General features: G+C 62.7%; 19 protein-coding genes. 15 read left to right on the top strand and 4 right to left on the bottom strand.

Going from position 1 to position 18815, the window contains the following annotated elements:
- Positions 1–237 precede the first annotated feature (237 nt).
- The 7 genes from PspS04_RS26570 (at position 238) to rsd (ending at position 6644) form a co-directional block, all read left to right on the top strand.
- Positions 238–984 carry a LytR/AlgR family response regulator transcription factor gene (locus PspS04_RS26570; protein ID WP_159998548.1) on the top strand — a complete coding sequence of 249 codons (747 nt, stop codon included), beginning with the start codon at positions 238–240 and terminating at the stop codon, positions 982–984.
- Between the two features lie 145 nt (positions 985–1129).
- Complete coding sequence (gene hemC, locus PspS04_RS26565; RefSeq protein WP_159998546.1) at positions 1130–2071, top strand: hydroxymethylbilane synthase; 942 nt, start codon at positions 1130–1132, stop codon at positions 2069–2071.
- Complete coding sequence (locus PspS04_RS26560) at positions 2068–2832, top strand: uroporphyrinogen-III synthase (protein WP_159998544.1); 765 nt, start codon at positions 2068–2070, stop codon at positions 2830–2832. The genes hemC and PspS04_RS26560 overlap by 4 nt, the downstream gene beginning before the upstream one ends.
- 16 nt (positions 2833–2848) lie before the next feature.
- Entirely contained in the window at positions 2849–3988 is a 1140-nt protein-coding gene (locus PspS04_RS26555; RefSeq protein WP_159998542.1) for a uroporphyrinogen-III C-methyltransferase, read from the top strand.
- The gene (locus PspS04_RS26550) at positions 3985–5223 is read left to right on the top strand and encodes a heme biosynthesis protein HemY (protein ID WP_159998540.1); all 1239 of its coding nucleotides are present in this window, start codon (positions 3985–3987) and stop codon (positions 5221–5223) included. The genes PspS04_RS26555 and PspS04_RS26550 overlap by 4 nt, the downstream gene beginning before the upstream one ends.
- A gap of 233 nt (positions 5224–5456) precedes the next feature.
- Entirely contained in the window at positions 5457–6008 is a 552-nt protein-coding gene (locus PspS04_RS26545; protein WP_159998538.1) for a disulfide bond formation protein B, read from the top strand.
- Between the two features lie 177 nt (positions 6009–6185).
- Entirely contained in the window at positions 6186–6644 is a 459-nt protein-coding gene (rsd, locus tag PspS04_RS26535; RefSeq protein ID WP_095164787.1) for a sigma D regulator, read from the top strand.
- 67 nt (positions 6645–6711) lie between these two features.
- Here the strand turns inward: rsd and PspS04_RS26530 are convergent, their stop codons facing one another.
- Positions 6712–7377 carry an FKBP-type peptidyl-prolyl cis-trans isomerase gene (locus PspS04_RS26530; RefSeq protein WP_159998535.1) on the bottom strand — a complete coding sequence of 222 codons (666 nt, stop codon included), beginning with the start codon at positions 7375–7377 and terminating at the stop codon, positions 6712–6714.
- Positions 7378–7569: 192 nt separating this feature from the next.
- On the opposite strand from PspS04_RS26530, the gene PspS04_RS26525 reads away from it, so the two are divergent.
- The gene (locus PspS04_RS26525; RefSeq protein WP_159998533.1) at positions 7570–8604 is read left to right on the top strand and encodes an AlgP family protein; all 1035 of its coding nucleotides are present in this window, start codon (positions 7570–7572) and stop codon (positions 8602–8604) included.
- On the opposite strand, the gene PspS04_RS26520 is transcribed toward PspS04_RS26525, so the two are convergent.
- On the bottom strand, positions 8601–9065 hold the full coding sequence (locus tag PspS04_RS26520) for a TIGR02444 family protein (protein ID WP_159998531.1): 465 nt from the start codon (positions 9063–9065) through the stop codon (positions 8601–8603). The genes PspS04_RS26525 and PspS04_RS26520 overlap by 4 nt on opposite strands.
- A 50-nt stretch (positions 9066–9115) precedes the next feature.
- On the opposite strand from PspS04_RS26520, the gene PspS04_RS26515 reads away from it, so the two are divergent.
- The 5 genes from PspS04_RS26515 to PspS04_RS26495 all read left to right on the top strand — a co-directional run bounded on the left by PspS04_RS26515 (position 9116) and on the right by PspS04_RS26495 (position 14893).
- Entirely contained in the window at positions 9116–11026 is a 1911-nt protein-coding gene (locus PspS04_RS26515) for an ATP-binding cassette domain-containing protein (RefSeq protein WP_159998529.1), read from the top strand.
- Positions 11026–11607, top strand: coding sequence for a mechanosensitive ion channel family protein (locus PspS04_RS26510; RefSeq protein ID WP_095081887.1), 582 nt, complete (start codon positions 11026–11028; stop codon positions 11605–11607). Before PspS04_RS26515 ends, PspS04_RS26510 begins: the two co-directional genes overlap by 1 nt.
- A gap of 107 nt (positions 11608–11714) precedes the next feature.
- Entirely contained in the window at positions 11715–12347 is a 633-nt protein-coding gene (locus tag PspS04_RS26505) for a LysE family transporter (protein WP_095164777.1), read from the top strand.
- A gap of 146 nt (positions 12348–12493) precedes the next feature.
- The gene (locus PspS04_RS26500) at positions 12494–14392 is read left to right on the top strand and encodes an FTR1 family protein (RefSeq protein ID WP_159998527.1); all 1899 of its coding nucleotides are present in this window, start codon (positions 12494–12496) and stop codon (positions 14390–14392) included.
- Between the two features lie 45 nt (positions 14393–14437).
- A complete protein-coding gene (locus tag PspS04_RS26495) occupies positions 14438–14893 on the top strand; it encodes a YaiI/YqxD family protein (protein ID WP_095164772.1) in 456 nt (151 codons plus the stop codon).
- Positions 14894–14947: 54 nt separating this feature from the next.
- On the opposite strand, the gene elbB is transcribed toward PspS04_RS26495, so the two are convergent.
- A complete protein-coding gene (gene elbB, locus PspS04_RS26490; protein ID WP_095164770.1) occupies positions 14948–15616 on the bottom strand; it encodes an isoprenoid biosynthesis glyoxalase ElbB in 669 nt (222 codons plus the stop codon).
- A 114-nt stretch (positions 15617–15730) separates the two neighbouring features.
- On the opposite strand from elbB, the gene PspS04_RS26485 reads away from it, so the two are divergent.
- Positions 15731–16966, top strand: coding sequence for a sterol desaturase family protein (locus PspS04_RS26485; RefSeq protein ID WP_159998525.1), 1236 nt, complete (start codon positions 15731–15733; stop codon positions 16964–16966).
- Here PspS04_RS26485 and PspS04_RS26480 read toward each other — a convergent pair.
- Entirely contained in the window at positions 16947–17576 is a 630-nt protein-coding gene (locus PspS04_RS26480; protein WP_159998523.1) for a DedA family protein, read from the bottom strand. The genes PspS04_RS26485 and PspS04_RS26480 overlap by 20 nt on opposite strands.
- A gap of 207 nt (positions 17577–17783) precedes the next feature.
- Between PspS04_RS26480 and hemB the strand changes: the two genes are divergently transcribed.
- Entirely contained in the window at positions 17784–18797 is a 1014-nt protein-coding gene (hemB, locus tag PspS04_RS26475; protein ID WP_095164764.1) for a porphobilinogen synthase, read from the top strand.
- Positions 18798–18815 lie beyond the last annotated feature (18 nt).

The raw sequence follows: 18815 nt of genomic DNA, 5'->3' as shown, positions 1-18815 counted from the left end.
GACGCCAGGCCGAAAACCAACGAGCGGGGTGTTCATATTGGCTACCAACATTCCCTGCGGTGATGCCTGGCCAGGACTGATTTCGAACGCGTCTGCACCGGCACCGATAAATATTGCTGTCCGACGTGCGGCACTTTTTGGCGCTCGCGCTAGTCTTAGCGTGGATCGCGGTGACGGATGTCACTTCACCTGTCTACGCTATCCTTGTGCGAGACTCACGCAGGAATCCAGCGCAATATGAATGTCCTGATCGTTGATGACGAACCCCTAGCCCGCGAGCGCCTGAACCGTATGGTCGGCGAACTCGAGGGATACAGTGTCCTGGAGCCCAGCGCCACCAATGGCGATGAGGCGTTGACCCTGATCGACAGCCTGAAACCTGACATCGTGCTGCTCGATATCCGTATGCCCGGCCTGGACGGGCTGCAAGTCGCTGCCCGCTTATGCGAGCGTGAAACGCCACCAGCGGTGGTGTTCTGCGCAGCCCAGGATGAATTTGCCATTGAGGCCCTGCAAGCCAGCGCAGTGGGCTACCTGGTCAAGCCGGTGCGTTCGGAGCAACTGCTCGAAGCCCTGAAAAAGGCCGAGCGGCCCAACCGGGTACAGCTCGCGGCTCTGACCCGCCCGGCGGCCGAAAGCGGCAGCGGGCCACGCAGCCATATCAGCGCCCGTACCCGCAAAGGCATCGAGCTGATTCCGCTGGGGCAAGTGGTCTATTTCATTGCCGACCACAAATACGTGACCTTGCGCCACGAAGGCGGCGAAGTGCTGCTGGATGAACCCCTCAAGGCCCTCGAAGACGAATTTGGCGACCGTTTCGTGCGCATCCACCGCAATGCGCTGGTGGCCCGCGAGCGTATCGAGCGTCTGCAACGTACGCCACTGGGGCATTTCCAGCTGTTTCTCAAAGGCCTCAACGGCGATGCGCTGATTGTCAGCCGGCGCCATGTCGCCGGTGTACGCAAGATGATGCAACAGCTGTAGAACGTGTCGGGCAACGATTACGCGGCCTTTTCGCAGGCAAGCGAGGCCAGGGAGGCCAGGGAGGCCGCGCTGTTTCTGATACAAGTCAAAGCGAATTTGGCTGAGCTGTTATTATCCGCCGTATCTATTCAGTACGGATTGATCCATGTCCCCTCGCGAAATCCGCATCGCTACCCGCAAAAGTGCCCTGGCCTTGTGGCAGGCCGAATACGTCAAAGCTCGTCTGGAGCAGGCTCATCCCGGCCTGATCGTGACGCTCGTGCCCATGGTCAGTCGCGGCGACAAGCTGCTTGATTCGCCCCTGTCGAAGATCGGTGGCAAGGGCTTGTTCGTCAAGGAACTGGAAACCGCGCTGCTCGAAAACGAAGCCGACATTGCCGTGCACTCGATGAAAGACGTGCCCATGGACTTCCCCGAAGGCCTGGGCCTGTTCTGCATCTGTGAGCGCGAAGACCCGCGCGATGCCTTTGTCTCCAACACCTACGCCAGCCTCGACGCGTTGCCCCAGGGCAGTGTGGTCGGCACTTCGAGCCTGCGTCGCCAGGCGCAACTGCTGACCCGTCGTCCGGACCTGCAGATCCGCTTCCTGCGGGGCAACGTCAACACGCGCCTGGCCAAGCTGGATGCCGGCGAGTACGACGCGATCATCCTCGCCGCCGCGGGGCTGATTCGCCTGGGCTTCGAAGACCGCATCAGCGACTCGATCAGCGTCGACGACAGCCTGCCGGCCGGTGGCCAGGGCGCCGTGGGCATTGAGTGCCGCAGCGCCGACAGCGAGATTCACGCGCTGCTGGCGCCTCTGCATCACCAGGACACTGCTACCCGGGTCACTGCCGAGCGCGCCCTGAACAAGCACCTCAATGGTGGTTGCCAAGTGCCGATCGCCTGTTACGCCGTGCTTGAAGGCGAACAGCTGTGGTTGCGTGGCCTGGTCGGCGATCCGAACGGTGGCCTGTTGCTCAGTGCCGAGGCCCGTGCGCCGCGCGCCGCTGCCGAGGCCTTGGGTGTGCAAGTGGCCGAAGACCTTCTGCGCCAGGGTGCCGATGACATTCTGAAAGCGGTCTACGGTGAGGCAGGTCACGAGTGACCGGCTGGCGCCTGCTGCTGACGCGTCCGGCAGAGGATTCGGCGGCACTGGCGAGCCTGCTGGCCGAACAGGGGATTTTCAGCAGCAGCTTGCCGCTTTTGGAAATGGCACCCCTGGCATTGACTGACACAATGCGTGCGGTGATCGACGGTTTCGACCGTTACTGCGCGGTGATAGTGGTCAGCAAGCCGGCGGCCAAAATGGGCCTGGCCCTGCTCGAGCAACGCTGGTCGCCGTTACCACGCTTATCGTGGTTCAGCGTCGGCGCGGCGACGGCCCAGGTTCTGCAGGCACACGGCCTGGATGTCAGCTTTCCGCTGGAGGGCGATGACAGCGAAGCGTTGCTGCAGGTCAGGCAGTTGCGTGAGGCGATCGCGCAGCCCGCCGCGCGCGTGTTGATCCTGCGCGGCGAGGGTGGGCGCGAGCTGCTGGCTGAGCGTTTGCGCGAGCAAGGTGCTAGTGTCGATTACCTGGAGGTGTACCGGCGCGACTTGCCGCAGTATGCCGAGGCGGCCTTGCCGGAGCGGATTCAAGCGGAACGCTTGAACGGCCTGGTGGTCAGCAGTGGACAGGGTTTTGCGCACCTGCACCAAATGGCCGGTGATGCCTGGCCGGCGTTGGCGCAGTTGCCCTTGTTTGTGCCGAGCCCGCGTGTCGCCGAGATGGCACGGGCGGCAGGCGCCCGAACAGTTGTGGATTGTCGTGGTGCCAGTGCCACGGCCTTGCTAACGGCGTTGGGAGCAACCCGACCCGTTCTCTAATGCAAAGGATGGATACGTGAGCGAAACAGCCTTGCCTAAAGATGACGTCCAGCCCGCGCTCGAGGCGCCGGTTGAAACTGTGAACAGCCCAGAGCCACGCCGGGGTAACGGGCTGGCGATTCTGGCGTTGTTGGTGGGCGCCGCGGGCGTGGCCGTTGGCGGCTGGGGCGTCTGGCAGATGCGCAGCCTGCAGGTCAACACCCAGCAACAAGTGGCGCAATTGCAGGCACTGAGCGACCAGGCGCAAGGCCTCAAGCTCAATGAGCAACGCCTGACGACACGCCTGGAGCAATTGCCGGGCGCCGACGAACTGGACGCCCGGCAGCGCCTGGTCACCCAGTTGCAAGGCGACCAGCAGCGCTTGAACCAGCGATTGGAAACCGTGCTGGGGGCCAGTCGCAAGGACTGGCGTTTGGCCGAGGCCGAACATTTGTTGCGCCTGGCCAGCCTGCGTTTATCCGCCCTGCAAGACATCAGCAGCGCCCGGGCATTGGTCCAGGGTGCTGACGAAATCCTTCGTGAGCAGAATGATCCCGGTGCCTTTGCGGCCCGCGAGCAGCTCGCCAAGAGCCTGGCAGCGTTGCGCAGCACCGAGCAGCCGGACCGCACCGGGTTGTTCCTGAAGCTGGGCGCCTTGCGTGACCAGGTCGCCGAGCTCACCGAACTGGCGCCCGAGTACCACGACCGCGGCGACTCGCTGCTCGGCCTGACCGCCGATGGCGATGGGGCCAGTCGCTGGGCGCAGTGGTGGGATCAAGTCTCGCGCTACATCCGCATCGATTTTAATGCCGACAAAAACATCCGTCCGTTGCTTGCCGGCCAGAGCCTGACCCAAGTCCGCCTGGCCTTGAGCCTGGCGATCGAGCAGGCGCAATGGGCCGCGCTCAACGGTCAGGCGCCGGTCTACAGCCAGGCGCTGACCGAGGCACGGGATGTGCTCAAAGGCAGCTTCAATCAGGACAACCCGCAAAGCCAGGTGATGCTTGAACAGCTCAACGAACTGAGCCAGCAGCCGGTCACGGTGCTGACCCCTGATCTGGCGACCACCTTGAGCGCGGTCCAGGGTTATCTGGAGCGGCGTAACGTGAATGCCGAGGAGTCGGTCAAACCTGCAGCCAAGGCCGCTGCGGGCGTCACGCCGGAGACCAGCCCATGAAACGTCTCTATGTGATTGTGTTCCTGGTGATCGCCGCCGCTGGCGCTTTGGGGCTGGCGATTGCCCAGCACTCAGGATACGTACTGATCGCCTACAAGACCTTCCGTTATGAGTCGAGCCTGTGGGCGACCTTGCTGCTGGTCGCGCTGATCTGGCTGGTGCTGTGGGGGATCAAGGCCCTGGTCGAGTTGGTGGCGGTCTCCAGCGGTGTAGTCAACCCCTGGTCGAACCGCAACCGCAGTCGGCGGGTTCAGGTGGCGATCGAACACGGTCAGCTGGATCTCGCCGAAGGCCGCTGGGCGAGCGCCCAACGCCACCTGCAGCGGGCCGCCGAAGCCGAGCGCCAGCCGCTGCTCTACTACCTGGGTGCTGCCCGGGCAGCCAATGAGCTGGGGCGCTATGAAGAAAGCGACAACCTGCTGGAGCGCGCCCTGGAGCGCCAGCCCCAGGCCGAGTTGGCGATTGCCCTGAGCCACGCGCAATTGCAGACCGACCGTGGCGATACCGACGGCGCCATGGCCACGCTGCTGGCCATGCACGAACGTCATCCCCACAGTGTTCAAGTGTTGCGCCAATTGCAGCGCCTGCATCAGCAACGTGGCGACTGGTCCTCGGTGATCCGCCTGTTGCCCGAGCTGCGCAAGGACAAGGTCTTGCCGGCCAGTGAACTGGCTGAGCTGGAGCGGCGGGCCTGGGGTGAAAACCTGACCCTGGCGGCGCGCCAGGAAGAGGGTGGGGCCGTGGGCTTGCAATCGCTCAATCGCGCCTGGCAGCAACTGACTTCGGCCCAACGCCAGGAACCACAACTGGTGCTGGCCTATGCCGAGCAGTTGCGTCAGCTGGGCGCCGAGGTCGAAGCCGAAGAGGTCCTGCGGGCAGCCCTCAAACGTCAATACGACAGCCACCTGGCGCGCCTGTATGGGTTGTTGCGCGGTAGTGATCCGGCGCGCCAGTTGCAGACTGCCGAGGGTTGGCTGAAGCAGCACCCCGACGATCCGAGCCTGTTGCTGACTCTCGGCCGCCTGTGTCTGCAGACCAGCCTGTGGGGCAAGGCGCGAGACTATCTGGAGAGCAGCCTGTGTCTGCAGCGCAATCCGGAAGCCTGTGCCGAGCTGGCGCGGCTGTTGGCTCAACTGGGTGATACCGACCGCAGCAATCAACTCTTCCAGGAAGGGCTGGGGCTGCTGGATGAGCGCCTGTTGGCTTCACCGTTACCGGTTCCCGTTCGCGCGTAGGATGGAGTCAGGCAGGGCCGTCCAAAAGGGGCGGACCTGCCGTGTCACGAAGGCCGGATTACACCTCGATCTTCGCGCTGTAGGCGCAGTCTTACAGTGGGCTACATGGAGTCCTGCTGCGGCTGTTGGCATTTCCCTACGTTCTTGTCGAAGTCTCCACGCCCCCCCCGCCTTGAAAGGCCTCAGCGCTTTCCTCTACCGTAATGGCCTGTCCCTTCTTCTACGGATAAGCCATGTCTTTGGCCTGCTCACGCTCCTTGTTCTTCATGGCGTTCCTTGCTGGCGCCATGGCCTTGGGCGCTTCGTATTATCTGGAGTACGCCATCGGGCTCGAGCCTTGTGGCCTGTGCATGCTGCAGCGGGTCTGTCTGCTGCTGTTCACGCTGGTCTGCATGAGTGCTGCTTTGCACGGCCCTCAGCGCCTGGGCAGCGTCGTGTACTGGCTGGCGGGCCTGACCTGTGCCGGCGCGGGCACGGCCATTGCGTGGCGCCAGGTGCTGTTGCAAAGTGACCCGGTCAAGCAATTGGTGGCCTGTGCGCCAGAAGCCCTGGGCTATTCACCCGACACTCCGTTGTTGTGCCTGCTCAAGCGAATGTTCGATGGCACTGTCGATTGTGCGCATATTTCCTGGTCGCTGTTCGGCCTGAGCATCGCCGAGTGGAGCTTGATGTTTTTTTTCGCGGTGCTGATTCTCGCCGCGTACCAAACCCTCCGCCTGGTCTGGTATGCCTGTCAGCGACCGTCCAGCGGCGAGTCGTCGCACCCGGGCTGGACAACGGATTAAACACTTGTATGAACTTTATCTCCTGCGTACCTTGAAGCAGTTGGCGTGCGAGCATAATCTGGCCCGCACGCGTCATTGGATTCATGTTGCTCGATGGTGCCTTGCCTGGCCGAACCTTGATCCTCAAGTCTTGCGGCCAGCGCGGGTGGCATTACCCAAAAGGGAAGAGAGATCACCATGCTCGAAAGTTGTCAGAATGCTCAGGAACGCTGGGGTGGAGTGCACCTGCTGATCGATCGCTGGTTGCAGGAGCGTCACGAGCTGGTTCGGGCCTATGATGCTCTCGGTGCCAAGCCCGAGGCGCTGGGCGACAATCGACAGCCTTTACAGGAGTTCTGCGGGGTCCTGGTCGACTACGTCTCTGCCGGCCATTTCGAGATCTACGAACAGCTCACCGGCGAGGCCAAGGCGTTTGGCGACAAGCGCGGTCTGGAGTTGGCTGAAACCCTCTACCCACGCATCGACGTCATCACTGAAAAGCTGCTGGCGTTCAATGATCTGTGCGATGCCGGCAAGTGTGTTGCCGAGAAGTTCAAGGAGCTGGGTGGCTTGCTCCACGAGCGCTTCGAACTGGAAGACTGCCTGATCGAAGTGCTGCACACCGCCCACAAGGAAGAGGCTCCGGCACAAGCCTGAACCTTGAGCGGTTGGTAACCTCCAAAACGGTGCGCATGGCGCGCCGTTTTGCGTTTTCGCGGATTGATCAGCCGGAGACGCCGAGCAGCTCCACTTCAAATACCAAGGGTGTAAACGGGGCGATCAGGTCTGCGGCGCCGTCGGCACCATAGGCCTGCACCGAAGGAATCACCAGGCGCCATTTTGCCCCCACCGGCATTTGCTGCAGGGCGGTGCGCCAACCATGAATCACGCTGTCGAGACTGAACCATTGTGGCTGCTCGTTCTGATCGAACACCGTGCCGTCGGGTAGCCTGCCAACGTAGCGAACCTGGACCTTGCCATGGGGACCGGCCTTGGCGCCGCTGCCGGCAACTTGCTCGGTCAGCAGAATGCCGTCCGCCAGTTCGCGCACGCCCGGGCGGGACTTTTCGCTAGCCAGAAAACGCTGCTCCGTTTGCAGGGCAACTTCACTTTGCGGTACGCCTGGCTGCTCGCTCATCCGTGCTTCGTGCTCGGTCAGGATCCGCTCGATCTGCTGGTCGTCGAGCGCCAGCGGCTTGCCTTGATAGGCCTGTTGCAAACCTTCGATCAGTGCCTGGATCTGCAGGTCGGGAGCCTCCTGGCGCAGGCGTTCACCCAGGCTCGCACCGAGGCTGTAGGCGAGATCATGAGCCTCATCCCCAGGTTTTTTTTCAGCAGCCTGCGCCATTGAAAAAATCAGGCACAGGGGTAAAAAAAGCAGACGCGACATGAGCATTCTCCAGCGTGGAATGCGCAGGATTATGCCAGTGAGAATGCCTCGGTCGGTGAACTGCTTTGAGGTGCAGGCGGAACATTTTCAGTTCCGTGCAACCCACGGCAATCGATACTGTCAACATGCCCTAGCGGCGGTAGCAGCAGAGGTCTAGTATGAGCCGCACTCACGTCAGCCAGGAGGTAACCCATGTCGGCCAATAAGAAGCCTGTAAATACTCCGTTGCACTTACTCCAACAGCTTTCGGGCAGCCTGCTCGAACATTTGGAAAATGCTTGTTCACAAGCCTTGGCTGATGCTGAAAAACTGCTCGCCAAGCTGGAAAAGCAACGCGGAAAAGCTCAGGAAAAACTGCACAAATCGCGCACCAAATTGCAGGACGCTGCGGCGGCCGGCAAGTCCAAGGCACAGGCCAAGGCCAAGGGTGCGGTCAAGGAACTTGAAGACCTGCTCGACGCGCTCAAGGACCGTCAATCCGAGACGCGCAACTACATCCTCAATCTCAAACGCGATGCCCAGGAAAGCCTGAAACTGGCCCAGGGTGTAGGCCGGGTGAAAGAGGCCGTTGGCAAGGTCTTGACCCAGCGTTCGGCCAAGCCAGCACCGGCGGCAAAAAAACCTGCGGCCAAACCGGCAGCGACCAAGGCTCCAGCTAAAACTGTGGCCAAGCCTGCAGCCAAGACCCCGGCTAAAACTGCAGCCGCCAAACCAGCGGCCAAGCCAGTGGCAAAAACCGCTGCAGCCAAACCAGCGGCCAAGCCAGTGGCGAAAACTGCTGCGGCCAAACCAGCAGCCAAGCCAGTGGCAAAACCAGCCGCCGCCAAGCCTGCCGCGAAAACCGCCGCCGCAAAACCGGCCGCCAAGCCAGTAGCGAAAACCGCTGCCGCGAAACCGGCCGTCAAGCCAGCAGCCAAACCGGTTGCCGCTAAACCAGCGGTCAAGCCGGCTGCTAAACCAGCCGCCAAGCCTGCTGCCAAGGCACCTGCCAAGCCAGCAGCAAAACCTGCAACCAAGCCAGTAGCGGCCAAGCCCGCCGCCAAGCCTGCGGTGAAAAAGCCGGTGGCCGCGAAACCGGCTGCTGCCAAGCCTGCCACCGCTGCCGTGGCTGCCAAACCGGCGACCCCCACGCCAGCCGCTGCGCCAGCGTCAGCGCCGGTCGCAGTGACCAGCACCGCGCCAGCCGCCACCAACAGCACCACCAACACCCCGACCAGCGCTTCCTAAGCCGAGGTCAACGCGACGCGCAGCTGCTGCAGCGCGTCGCGATCAAGGTTGGCGGCGTCCGTCGCCAATCCTTCCAGCCACGCGGCCAAGTCGTTCGCTTGAGCTGCCGGCCAGTCCTGTGCCGAACTTTCCAGACGCCCCAACAGTTGCCGCTCGGCTGCAAGCTCCAGTGCCTTGACCTGCGCGCGCAGAGTCGCGAGCTGTGGGTCAGCTGCCGCGGCAGTTTTCCATGACGTGCGCAATTGCCGGAGGGGCTCCACCACGTCGCGGGACCAGGGCAAGGCGACTTGCTGAAGGTCTAGAAGGCGTTGGCGGGTGCAGGCGACACCCCGTGCACCGAGCCAGGCCGCGCAGAGCAGCAGGCAGACATTGGCCCCGGCGCCTTGCAATCGCAGGCACGCGTCCTCCACGCCAGGTCGTGCATAGGTGTCGAGGGAAAAGCTCCACAGGTCAGAGGACATAGTGCTACTCGCGCTAGTTGCGAGCGAAGCTGGTAGACTCCGCCGCCATTATGATTCGACTTCAGAACCTGACTTTACAGCGTGGCCCGCAACGTCTGCTAGAAGACGCCGAGCTGACCCTGCACGCCGGCCACAAAGCCGGCCTCATCGGTGCCAACGGCGCCGGCAAATCGAGCCTGTTCGCCTTGATCCGGGGCGAGCTGCACCCGGATTCGGGTGACTGCTTCCTGCCGGCCGATTGGCGTATCGCCCACATGCGCCAGGAAATCGAGACGCTCGAACGCCTGGCGGTCGACTACGTGCTCGATGGCGACCTGCGCCTGCGCGAGGTCCAGCGCGACCTGGCGACAGCCGAAGCGGCCCATGATGGTGCCGCCCTGGCGCGCCTGCATTCGGAACTCGATAGCGCCGACGGCTATACCGCCGACGCCCGTGCACGCAAATTGCTCGCCGGGTTGGGGTTCACCAACGAGCAGATGGACCGTCAGGTCGGAGATTTCTCCGGTGGCTGGCGGATGCGTCTGAACCTGGCGCAGGCATTGATGTGTCCATCGGACCTGTTGCTGCTCGATGAGCCGACCAACCACTTGGACCTCGACGCCATCATCTGGCTCGAAGAGTGGCTAAAGAGCTACCCCGGCACCCTGCTGCTGATTTCCCACGACCGTGACTTCCTCGATGCGGTGGTCGATCACGTGGCCCACGTCGATCAGCGCAAGATCACCCTGTACCGCGGTGGCTACACGGCGTTCGAACGGGCCCGTGCCGAACGTCTGGCGCAGCAGCAACAGGCCTACGAGAAGCAGCAGGCTCAGCGGGCGCACATGGAAAGCTACATCGCCCGTTTCAAGGCCCAGGCCACCAAGGCCCGCCAGGCCCAGAGCCGGATCAAGGCGCTGGAGCGGATGGAGGAGTTGTCCGCGGCCCACGTCGATTCGCCGTTCGACTTCGTGTTCCGCGAGTCGACAAAGATCTCCAGCCCACTGATCGACCTGTCCGACGCCCGCCTGGGGTATGGCGACAAGACCATCCTGGAGAAGGTCAAGCTGCAACTGACCCCCGGCGCCCGGATCGGCCTGCTCGGCCCCAACGGTGCGGGCAAGTCGACCCTGATCAAGAACCTAGCCGGTGAGCTCGAGCCGCTGGCAGGCCGCCTGACCCGTGGCGAGAACACGGTGGTGGGTTACTTTGCCCAGCACCAACTGGACTCGCTGGATGCCAAGGCCAGCCCGTTGCTGCACTTGCAGCGCCTGGCGCCAACCGAGCGCGAGCAGACCCTGCGCGATTTCCTCGGCGGCTTCGACTTCCGTGGTGCACGGATCGACGAGCCGGTGCTGAACTTCTCCGGCGGCGAAAAAGCTCGCCTGGCGCTGGCCCTGATCGCCTGGGAGCGGCCGAACCTGCTGCTGCTCGACGAACCGACCAACCACCTGGACCTGGAAATGCGCCTGGCGCTGACCATGGCCCTGCAGGAATTCAGTGGTGCGGTACTGGTGGTCTCCCACGACCGTCACTTGCTCAAAAGCACCACCGACAACTTTTTCCTGGTGGCCGATGGCAAGGTCGAGGAGTTCGACGGCGACCTGGAAGACTACGCCCGCTGGCTGGTCGAGTATCGCCAGCGCAACGCGCCGGTGAGCAACACCCCGGTCAACCCGGACAAGACCGACAAGAAGGCCCAGCGCCAGGCAGCCGCGGCGTTGCGCCAGCAACTGGCACCGCACAAGCGCGAAGCCGACAAGCTGGAAGCCGAGCTGGGCAAGCTGCACGAGAAACTGGCCAAGGTTGACACCAGTCTGGGCGACAGCGATATCTACGAGCCGGCGCGCAAGAACGAATTGCGTGACTTGCTGGCCGAGCAGGCCAAATTGAAAGTCCGTGAAGCCGAGCTTGAAGAAGCCTGGATGCAAGCCCTGGAACTGCTGGAAGGCATGCAGGCGGAGCTGGAGGCGTTGTCGTGATGGAAGCCTTCAAGCTGCCATTGCCGGCCGTGTGGGTCGAGCCGATCTGGCTCGGCGTGCAGATCCTGCTGATCCTGTTGGCGGGTTACCTGACGCAGCGCTTCGTGGCGAAAGGCCTGACTCGTCTGGGTGAGCGTTACCCGTTTCCGCCGCAGTTGCTGATGCCGCTGCGCGGCGGCCTGCGTTGGCTGATCATGGGCAGTGCGCTGATCTTTGTCCTCGAGCGCCTGGGGGTTTCCGCCACGGTGCTGTGGACCGCGCTATCCGGCTTTGTCGCGGTCGCCGCGGTGGCGTTCTTCGCCATGTGGAGTGTGCTGTCGAACCTGCTCTGCGCGATTCTGATCTTCACCGTCGGGCCGTTTCGCCTGGGGGATGTGGTCGAGTTGGTGGACACCACCGACAAGCCCGGCGTCAAGGGTCGAGTGGTGGCGATCAACCTGCTGTACACCACGTTGATCGAGGCCGAGGAACTGGGCACCGGTAGCGCCATGGTGCAAGTGCCCAACAGCCTGTTCTTCCAGCGCTCGGTGCGCCGCTGGCGCGGTAGCGACGTACTGCCTTCCAGTGGCTTTGAAAAATAGCCGACACGCTGGTCGGCAGCGGCCACTTCCTGCAAAAAATCGATAGTCATTCGCCGGCTGGCGCATTAGCTTAGACGCCTGACAAGAAGCTTGAGTCGAGGTGTGCGATGGTGCTTGAAACATGGCTGGCGTTTTTTGCCGCCTGCTGGGTGATCAGCCTTTCTCCGGGCGCCGGCGCCATCGCGTCGATGTCCAGCGGTTTGCGCTACGGGTTCTGGCGCGGTTACTGGAACGCCCTGGGCCTGCAACTGGGCCTGGCCTTGCAGATTGCAATCGTCGCGGCCGGGGTCGGGGCGATTCTCGCGACGTCGGCCACTGCGTTTTATGTGATCAAGTGGTTTGGTGTTGCCTACCTGGTGTTTCTCGCCGTCAAGCAATGGCAAGCGCTGCCCAGCGACCTGAACGATGATGCGGCGGTTCGCCCGATCGGCAAGCCCTTGGCCCTGATGTTCCGCGGTTTCCTGGTGAACGTCAGCAATCCCAAGGCGTTGGTGTTCATGCTGGCGGTACTGCCACAGTTCATTGACCCGCACGCACCGCTGGTGGCGCAGTACCTGATCCTGGGGGCGACGATGATCTGCGTCGACCTGGTGGTGATGGCCGGCTACACGGGCCTCGCGTCCAAGGTGCTGCGCCTGCTGCGTACTCCCAAGCAACAGAAACGCATGAACCGTACCTTTGCTGGTTTGTTCATTGGTGCTGCGGCGTTTATGGCGACTCTGCGTAAAGCGGTGGTGTAAGCCGTCCGGCACCCGGCAAGGCGACCCCGAGGGGTCGCCTTTTTCATTTCTGCGCGGGATAAAACGCCCAAAGCGCGACAAAGCTTGAGTGAAACTCATTCGAAGTGAACAATATGTAACTTCGTATTTCCAATTGAGATTCATTCATGACTGCCCCGTCCCGTTTTCTGGCCTGGCTGGTGCTCCCGTGGTTATCGCTGTGCAGTTTCAATCTGCTGGCCGACACCGTGGAAGGCGCTCCCCAGGCCCTGCACGTACTCGATTACATTGGCGCCGATTACCCGGCGGCGGTCGAGGCAGGCAAGGTGATCGATGCCGCCGAGTATCAGGAGCAGGTCGAGTTTCTGCGGGCGCTGCAGGGTTTTATCGCGGGATTGCCGGCCAGGCCGCAGAAGCCTGAGTTGGAGCAGGGCGTGCTCGCACTGAGCAAGGCGGTCGCCGAGCGCCAGGACGGTGTGAGTGTCGCCCGCCAGGCGCGGCAGTTGGGTGCGAAGCTGGCGGTGGCCTACGAGGTCAGCCAAGCGCCGATCATTACCCCCGACCCCGTGCGCGGTGCACCGTTGTATGCCCAGCATTGCTCGGTGTGCCATGGCGCCAGCGGTGCTGGCGATGGCCCCGCCGGGGTCGGCCTGGAGCCCGCGCCGGCGAACCTGCGGGATAGCTCGCGCCAGGACCGCCTGAGTCTCTACGCGATCTACAGCACCCTTGGGCAGGGCATCGAAGGCACCGACATGCCGGCGTTCGCCGATCAACTGGACGAGCGTCAGCGCTGGGACCTGGCCACTTACATCGCTAGTTTCAGCGTCGACCCGGCGGCGGTGAAAAACCAGCAGACCTACAACCTGGCCGATCTGGCGCGCCAGACGCCGGCCGAAGTGCTGGCGGCCGACGGACCTGAAGCGGCGGCCACCTTCCGTGCGCAACGGGCCCAGCCTCCGCAAGTCAAGCGTGGCCCGGGGCAGTTGCTCGACTACACCGCCGCGACCCTGGACAAGAGCATCGCCGCCTACCGTGCCGGCGACCACGACCAGGCCTACGACCTGTCGGTGGCGGCGTATCTGGAGGGGTTCGAGCTGGTCGAGAGCTCGCTGGATAACGTCGACGCCACAGTGCGCAAAGACACCGAAAAGTCGCTGATGGCCTACCGTCAGTCGCTGCAGGACGGTTTGCCGGTGGAGCAGGCCCAGCAGCGCCTGGATACCGCCAAAGCCAAGCTCAAGGAGTCCGCCAGCCTTCTGGGCAGCGATGGCTTGAGCTGGTCGCTGAGCTACATCTCTGGCCTGTTGATCCTGTTGCGCGAAGGCCTGGAGGCGATCCTCGTACTGGCGGCGATCCTCGCGTTCCTGCGTAACACTGGCCAGCAGTCGGCGGTGCGCAGTGTCAACGTCGGCTGGGGCCTGGCCTTGCTGGCCGGTCTTGCCACCTGGGCGTTGGCCGCCTATGTGATCGATGTCAGTGGCGCCCAGCGCGAACTGCTCGAGGGGGCGACCGCCCTGTTCGCCAGCGTCATGGTGCTATGGCTGGGTGTCTGGATGCACGACCGTCGCCATGCGGCGGCCTGGCAGGATTACATCAAGAGCAGCCTGGTGGGTGGAGGTGGGCGTTTCGGTTTTGCGGTCCTGGCGTTTTTCTCGGTGTACCGCGAGCTGTTCGAAGTGATCCTGTTCTACGAAACCCTGTGGCTGCAAGCCGGCCCGGCCGGGCATAACGCGGTGCTGGCGGGTGGTGCAACCGCGCTGGTGCTGCTGATCGGCCTGGCCTGGGTGATTTTGCGCGGCTCGGCGAAATTGCCCCTGGCCCTGTTCTTCGGCATCAATGCCGGGCTGCTCTGCGCCTTGTCGGTGGTGTTTGCCGGGCATGGTGTGAAAGCCTTGCAGGAAGCCGGGGTCTTTGGCACGCGTCCGGTGCCATTCTTTGACTTCGACTGGTTGGGGATTCACGCTGATGCCTATTCGCTCGGTGCGCAGGCAGTGGCGATCCTGGCGATTGTCGTGTTGTACAGCCGCAGTCGTATGGCCGAGAAGCGGCGCATGCCGGTTTCGTAACCAGCATTTGACTTGCCCGCGATGCTTTCAACAGAGGAAAACACAATGCGAGTCTGGATCGATGCCGATGCCTGCCCCAGGGCGGCGAAGGATCTGGTAGTGAAGTTTGCCCTCAAGCGTCAGTTCGAGGTGCTGCTGGTGGCGGGGCAGCCGCAGACCAAGCCGGGCCTGGCGCTGGTCAAGTTGATCGTGGTGCCCAGCGGCCCGGATGCGGCAGACGACTACCTGGTGGAGCATGCCGTGCCCGGCGAGTTGGTGATCTGCAGCGATGTGCCGCTGGCCGACCGCCTGGTGAAAAAGGGCGTTGCCGCGCTGGACCCGCGCGGCAAGGAGTTCGATGCACAGAACATGGGCGACCGCCTGGCGGTGCGCAATCTGTTCACCGACCTGCGTGAACAGGGGCAGATGAGTGGCGGTCCGGCGCCGTTCGGCGAACGGGAAAAACAGGCGTTCGCCAATGCGCTGGACCGGATCCTGACCCGGCTCAGCCGCCAGGCCTGAACGTTGCCACTCAGGCCCCTTGCGCTGGCATGCCAGCTCCTGCTGCGGGGTAGGTCAGGCGTCGTTTTCGTGGGTCAGTTCGAGCACCCGGTCCACCAGCTTGTTGATACCTGAAGCCACTTCGCTGATCGACTGCGCCAGCATGTAGGCCGGGGTGCTCACCAGTTTGCGCGCCTTGTCTTCGACGATGTCGGTGACGGCGCAGTCGGTGTGGGTGGCGCCCATCTTGGTCAGCGCCGCAGCGGTATCGGCGTCGTTGCCGATGGTGCAAGTGACGCCGGGACCGTAGATCTTCGCCGCCAGGGCCGGGGAAATACAGATCAGGCCCACCGGCTTGCCGGCTTCGGCAAAAGCCTCGGCCAGGGCCAGGACTTCTGGTTGCAGGCTGCAGCCCGCGCCTTCGATGGCAAAGTTGGAAAGGTTCTTGGCGGCGCCAAACCCTCCGGGAACGATCAGCGCATCGAAGTCCTCGGCGTTGGCGTCACGCAGGTCCTTGACCTGGCCACGGGCGATGCGAGCCGACTCCACCAGCACATTGCGCGACTCGGGCATTTCTTCGCCAGTCAGGTGATTGATCACATGCAACTGGGTGATGTTCGGGGCAAAACACTGCACCTGTGCGCCACGCTGGTCCAGGCGCAGCAGGGTAATCACGCTTTCGTGGATCTCGGCGCCGTCATAGACGCCACAGCCGGAAAGTATCACTGCAACTTTTTTGCTCATGGGTTCTTCTCCAGGTTCATGGCGCTAAATGTCCACTAATTTGTCGCTCGTTGCCATAGGGTTGCTGCGTGTCTGGGCCTAATCTCTGGACAACCACTGCCCACGGGTCGCGTCATGAATTTCATTTTGTATGCGGTGCCGTTTTTCTTCGTGCTGATTGCCATCGAGCTGCTGGCCGACCGTTGGCGGGGAGTCAGTCATTACCGCCTGGCGGACGCGATCAACAGCCTCAGCACGGGCGTGTTGTCGACCACCACCGGGCTGCTGACCAAGGGCGTGGGCCTGCTGACCTACGCCTTTGCCCTCGAGCACCTGGCGCTGTTCGAACTGTCGGCGGACAACCCGTGGACCTGGGTGTCGGCCTTTGTCCTCTATGACTTGTGCTACTACTGGCTGCACCGCTGTGGCCATGAGCGCAACATCCTCTGGGCGGCGCATTCGGTGCACCATCAAAGCGAGGACTACAACCTGTCCACGGCGCTGCGCCAGACCAGCACCGGGTTCCTGCTGGGCTGGATCTTCTATCTGCCGCTGGCAGTGCTCGGCGTGCCCCTGCTGGTGTTTGTCAGTGTCGCGGCGCTGAACCTGCTGTACCAGTTCTGGGTCCACACCCGGCACATTCCCAAGCTGGGCTGGTTCGAGTGGTTCTTCGTGACCCCATCCAATCATCGTGCTCACCATGCACAGAACGCTCTCTACATGGATCGCAACTATGGCGGGGTGTTCATTATTTGGGACCGGCTGTTTGGTTCTTATCAGGAAGAGGACGACAACGAGCCGGTGATTTTTGGCGTGACCACGCCGCTGGCCAGCTGGAATCCGTTGTGGGCGAACGTGCAGTTCTACGCGCAGTTGTGGACCGATGCGCGGCGCGCCGAGCGGCTATGGGACAAGCTGCGGATCTGGTTCATGCGTACCGGCTGGCGGCCAGCGGACGTTGCCGCCAAGTACCCGTTGCACAAGCCGCAGTTGAGCCAGTTCCGCAAGTTCGAGGTGCCATTGGCCGGGCGCCAGCAATTGTACGTAGCCCTGCAGTTCTGTGTGTACGTTGCCTTGGGCAGTTACCTGCTGGGTCGTGAGCAACACCTGCCCGGCAGCGCGTTGCTGCTGGGTTGGGGCGCGCTGGCGTTCGGTCTGTTTGTGCTGGGCATGGCCCTGGAGAATCGCCCGCAGGCGCTCAGGCTGGAACTGCTGCGGCTGCTATCGAACCTACCGCTGGTATGGCTGGCACCGCTGGCGGGGCTATGGCCGGCCAGCAATCTGATCTGGGTCGGCCTGAGCGCTTACAGTGTGCTGAGTGGGATTGCGCTGTACGCTTGCCAAAAGTCGTTCACTCGGCTGGCGTCGTAGGCTCGTTCTTGGCCTTTTCGGCGATCAAGGCCTGCTCGTCGGCATAGACCTGGCGGGCCAGGCGAGCGTTCTTGAAACGGCGACGCAGCCACAGGACGGCGCCCAGCACCAGCAGGGCGCCAAGCACCCATAGCTCGTACTTCTTGACGCTGCCCAGCATGCCTTCGAGCACTGCGCCAAAATGATAGGCGGCAGCCGCCAGCGCGGTAGCCCAGATCGCCGCGCCGATGCCGTTGAGGATCAGGTAGCGTCCCGGCGGGTATCCCGAAAGGCCGATGGCCACCGGCATCACCGTGCGCAGGCCGTAGACGAAACGAAAGCTCAGGACCCAGATGTCCGGGTGCTTGCGGATATGCTCCAGCGCCCGGTCGCCCATCATTTGCCAGCGTGGTTTGCGCGCCAGCAGCTTGCGCCCGTGCTTGCGTCCCAGGAAGTACCACAGCTGGTCACCGGCATAGCTGCCGAGGAACGCCACGACCACCACCACATTGATGTCCATGTATCCGCGGAACGCGAGGAATCCCGCAAGAACCAGGATGGTTTCGCCTTCGAAGAACGTGCCTAGAAAGAGGGCAAAGTAGCCAAAATCATGCAGGAATTGTTGGAGCATTGTCTGGGTGCTGGCGAAATGAACGCGCAGCCTAACCCTTCGGGCTCAGGGAGGAAAGTATCCAAATGTGTCTCGACGTGAACATTTCCTACAAGGACAATGAATGCGGCTACTGGTCACAGGGGTGCACACAACTGTCATACGACGGTCATAATGAGCGCTTATAACTGTCACGCTCGCCCGCCAGCGCGGGCTCAGGAGTCTGCCGTGAGCTTTACCCCCGCCAACCGTTTGTTTCCTGCAACCCGCCTGCGTCGCAACCGTCGCGATGACTTTTCACGCCGTCTGGTGCGGGAAAATGTCCTGACCAGCAACGACCTGATTCTGCCGGTGTTTGTGCTGGACGGTGAGAACCGTCGCGAAGCGGTGGCCTCGATGCCGGGCGTAGAGCGCCTGACCATCGACTTGTTGCTCGAGGAAGCGGCCCAGTGGGTAGAACTTGGCATCCCGGCCATCGCGCTGTTCCCGGTGACCCCGAGCGAGCTCAAGTCCCTGGACGCCGCCGAGGCCTGGAATCCGGACGGCATTGCCCAGCGCGCTACCCGCGCCCTGCGTGCACGGTTCCCGGAGCTGGGGGTGATCACCGATGTCGCACTGGACCCGTTCACCACCCACGGCCAGGACGGTATCCTTGATGAAGAAGGCTACGTGCAGAACGACATCACCGTCGATGCATTGGTCCGCCAGGCTTTGTCCCATGCTGCGGCAGGTGCCCAGGTGGTGGCCCCCTCGGACATGATGGATGGACGGATCCAGGCGATCCGCGAAGCGCTGGAGCTGGCCGGTCATGTCAACGTGCGGATCATGGCTTACTCGGCCAAGTACGCCAGTGCCTACTACGGTCCGTTTCGCGATGCAGTCGGCTCGGCCCTGAACCTGGGCAAGGCAAACAAGGCGTCCTACCAGATGGACCCGGCCAACGGCAACGAAGCCTTGCATGAAGTGGCTAGCGACTTGTCAGAAGGTGCGGATATGGTCATGGTCAAGCCAGGCATGCCGTACCTGGATATTCTTTATCGAGTCAAAGAAGAATTTAAAGTGCCGACCTTTGTCTATCAGGTCAGCGGTGAATACGCCATGCACATGGCGGCAATCCAGAATGGCTGGTTGAGCGAAGGGGTGATTCTTGAATCCCTGACCGCTTTCAAACGCGCCGGTGCTGATGGCATCCTCACCTACTTTGCCGTACGTGCCGCTCAATTGTTACGAGAGCAAAAATAGCCCTCCCAGGAACACGCG

It is taken from the genome of Pseudomonas sp. S04, from assembly GCF_009834545.1.
Classification (GTDB): domain Bacteria; phylum Pseudomonadota; class Gammaproteobacteria; order Pseudomonadales; family Pseudomonadaceae; genus Aquipseudomonas.
Note: the sequence above shows the minus strand (reverse complement) of the source record. Positions and strands in the feature narration are given on the sequence as shown.

Excerpts from the sequence above, each read along its gene's own strand:
- PspS04_RS26570 (WP_159998548.1), top strand. The coding sequence starts at position 238 with ATGAATGTCCTGATCGTTGATGACGAACCCCTAGCCCGCGAGCGCCTG.
- hemC (WP_159998546.1), top strand. The coding sequence starts at position 1,130 with ATGTCCCCTCGCGAAATCCGCATCGCTACCCGCAAAAGTGCCCTGGCC.
- PspS04_RS26550 (WP_159998540.1), top strand. The coding sequence starts at position 3,985 with ATGAAACGTCTCTATGTGATTGTGTTCCTGGTGATCGCCGCCGCTGGC.
- PspS04_RS26545 (WP_159998538.1), top strand. The coding sequence starts at position 5,457 with ATGTCTTTGGCCTGCTCACGCTCCTTGTTCTTCATGGCGTTCCTTGCT.
- rsd (WP_095164787.1), top strand. The coding sequence starts at position 6,186 with ATGCTCGAAAGTTGTCAGAATGCTCAGGAACGCTGGGGTGGAGTGCAC.
- PspS04_RS26530 (WP_159998535.1), bottom strand. The coding sequence starts at position 7,377 with ATGTCGCGTCTGCTTTTTTTACCCCTGTGCCTGATTTTTTCAATGGCG.
- PspS04_RS26525 (WP_159998533.1), top strand. The coding sequence starts at position 7,570 with ATGTCGGCCAATAAGAAGCCTGTAAATACTCCGTTGCACTTACTCCAA.
- PspS04_RS26520 (WP_159998531.1), bottom strand. The coding sequence starts at position 9,065 with ATGTCCTCTGACCTGTGGAGCTTTTCCCTCGACACCTATGCACGACCT.
- PspS04_RS26515 (WP_159998529.1), top strand. The coding sequence starts at position 9,116 with ATGATTCGACTTCAGAACCTGACTTTACAGCGTGGCCCGCAACGTCTG.
- PspS04_RS26510 (WP_095081887.1), top strand. The coding sequence starts at position 11,026 with ATGGAAGCCTTCAAGCTGCCATTGCCGGCCGTGTGGGTCGAGCCGATC.
- PspS04_RS26505 (WP_095164777.1), top strand. The coding sequence starts at position 11,715 with ATGGTGCTTGAAACATGGCTGGCGTTTTTTGCCGCCTGCTGGGTGATC.
- PspS04_RS26500 (WP_159998527.1), top strand. The coding sequence starts at position 12,494 with ATGACTGCCCCGTCCCGTTTTCTGGCCTGGCTGGTGCTCCCGTGGTTA.
- PspS04_RS26495 (WP_095164772.1), top strand. The coding sequence starts at position 14,438 with ATGCGAGTCTGGATCGATGCCGATGCCTGCCCCAGGGCGGCGAAGGAT.
- elbB (WP_095164770.1), bottom strand. The coding sequence starts at position 15,616 with ATGAGCAAAAAAGTTGCAGTGATACTTTCCGGCTGTGGCGTCTATGAC.
- PspS04_RS26485 (WP_159998525.1), top strand. The coding sequence starts at position 15,731 with ATGAATTTCATTTTGTATGCGGTGCCGTTTTTCTTCGTGCTGATTGCC.
- PspS04_RS26480 (WP_159998523.1), bottom strand. The coding sequence starts at position 17,576 with ATGCTCCAACAATTCCTGCATGATTTTGGCTACTTTGCCCTCTTTCTA.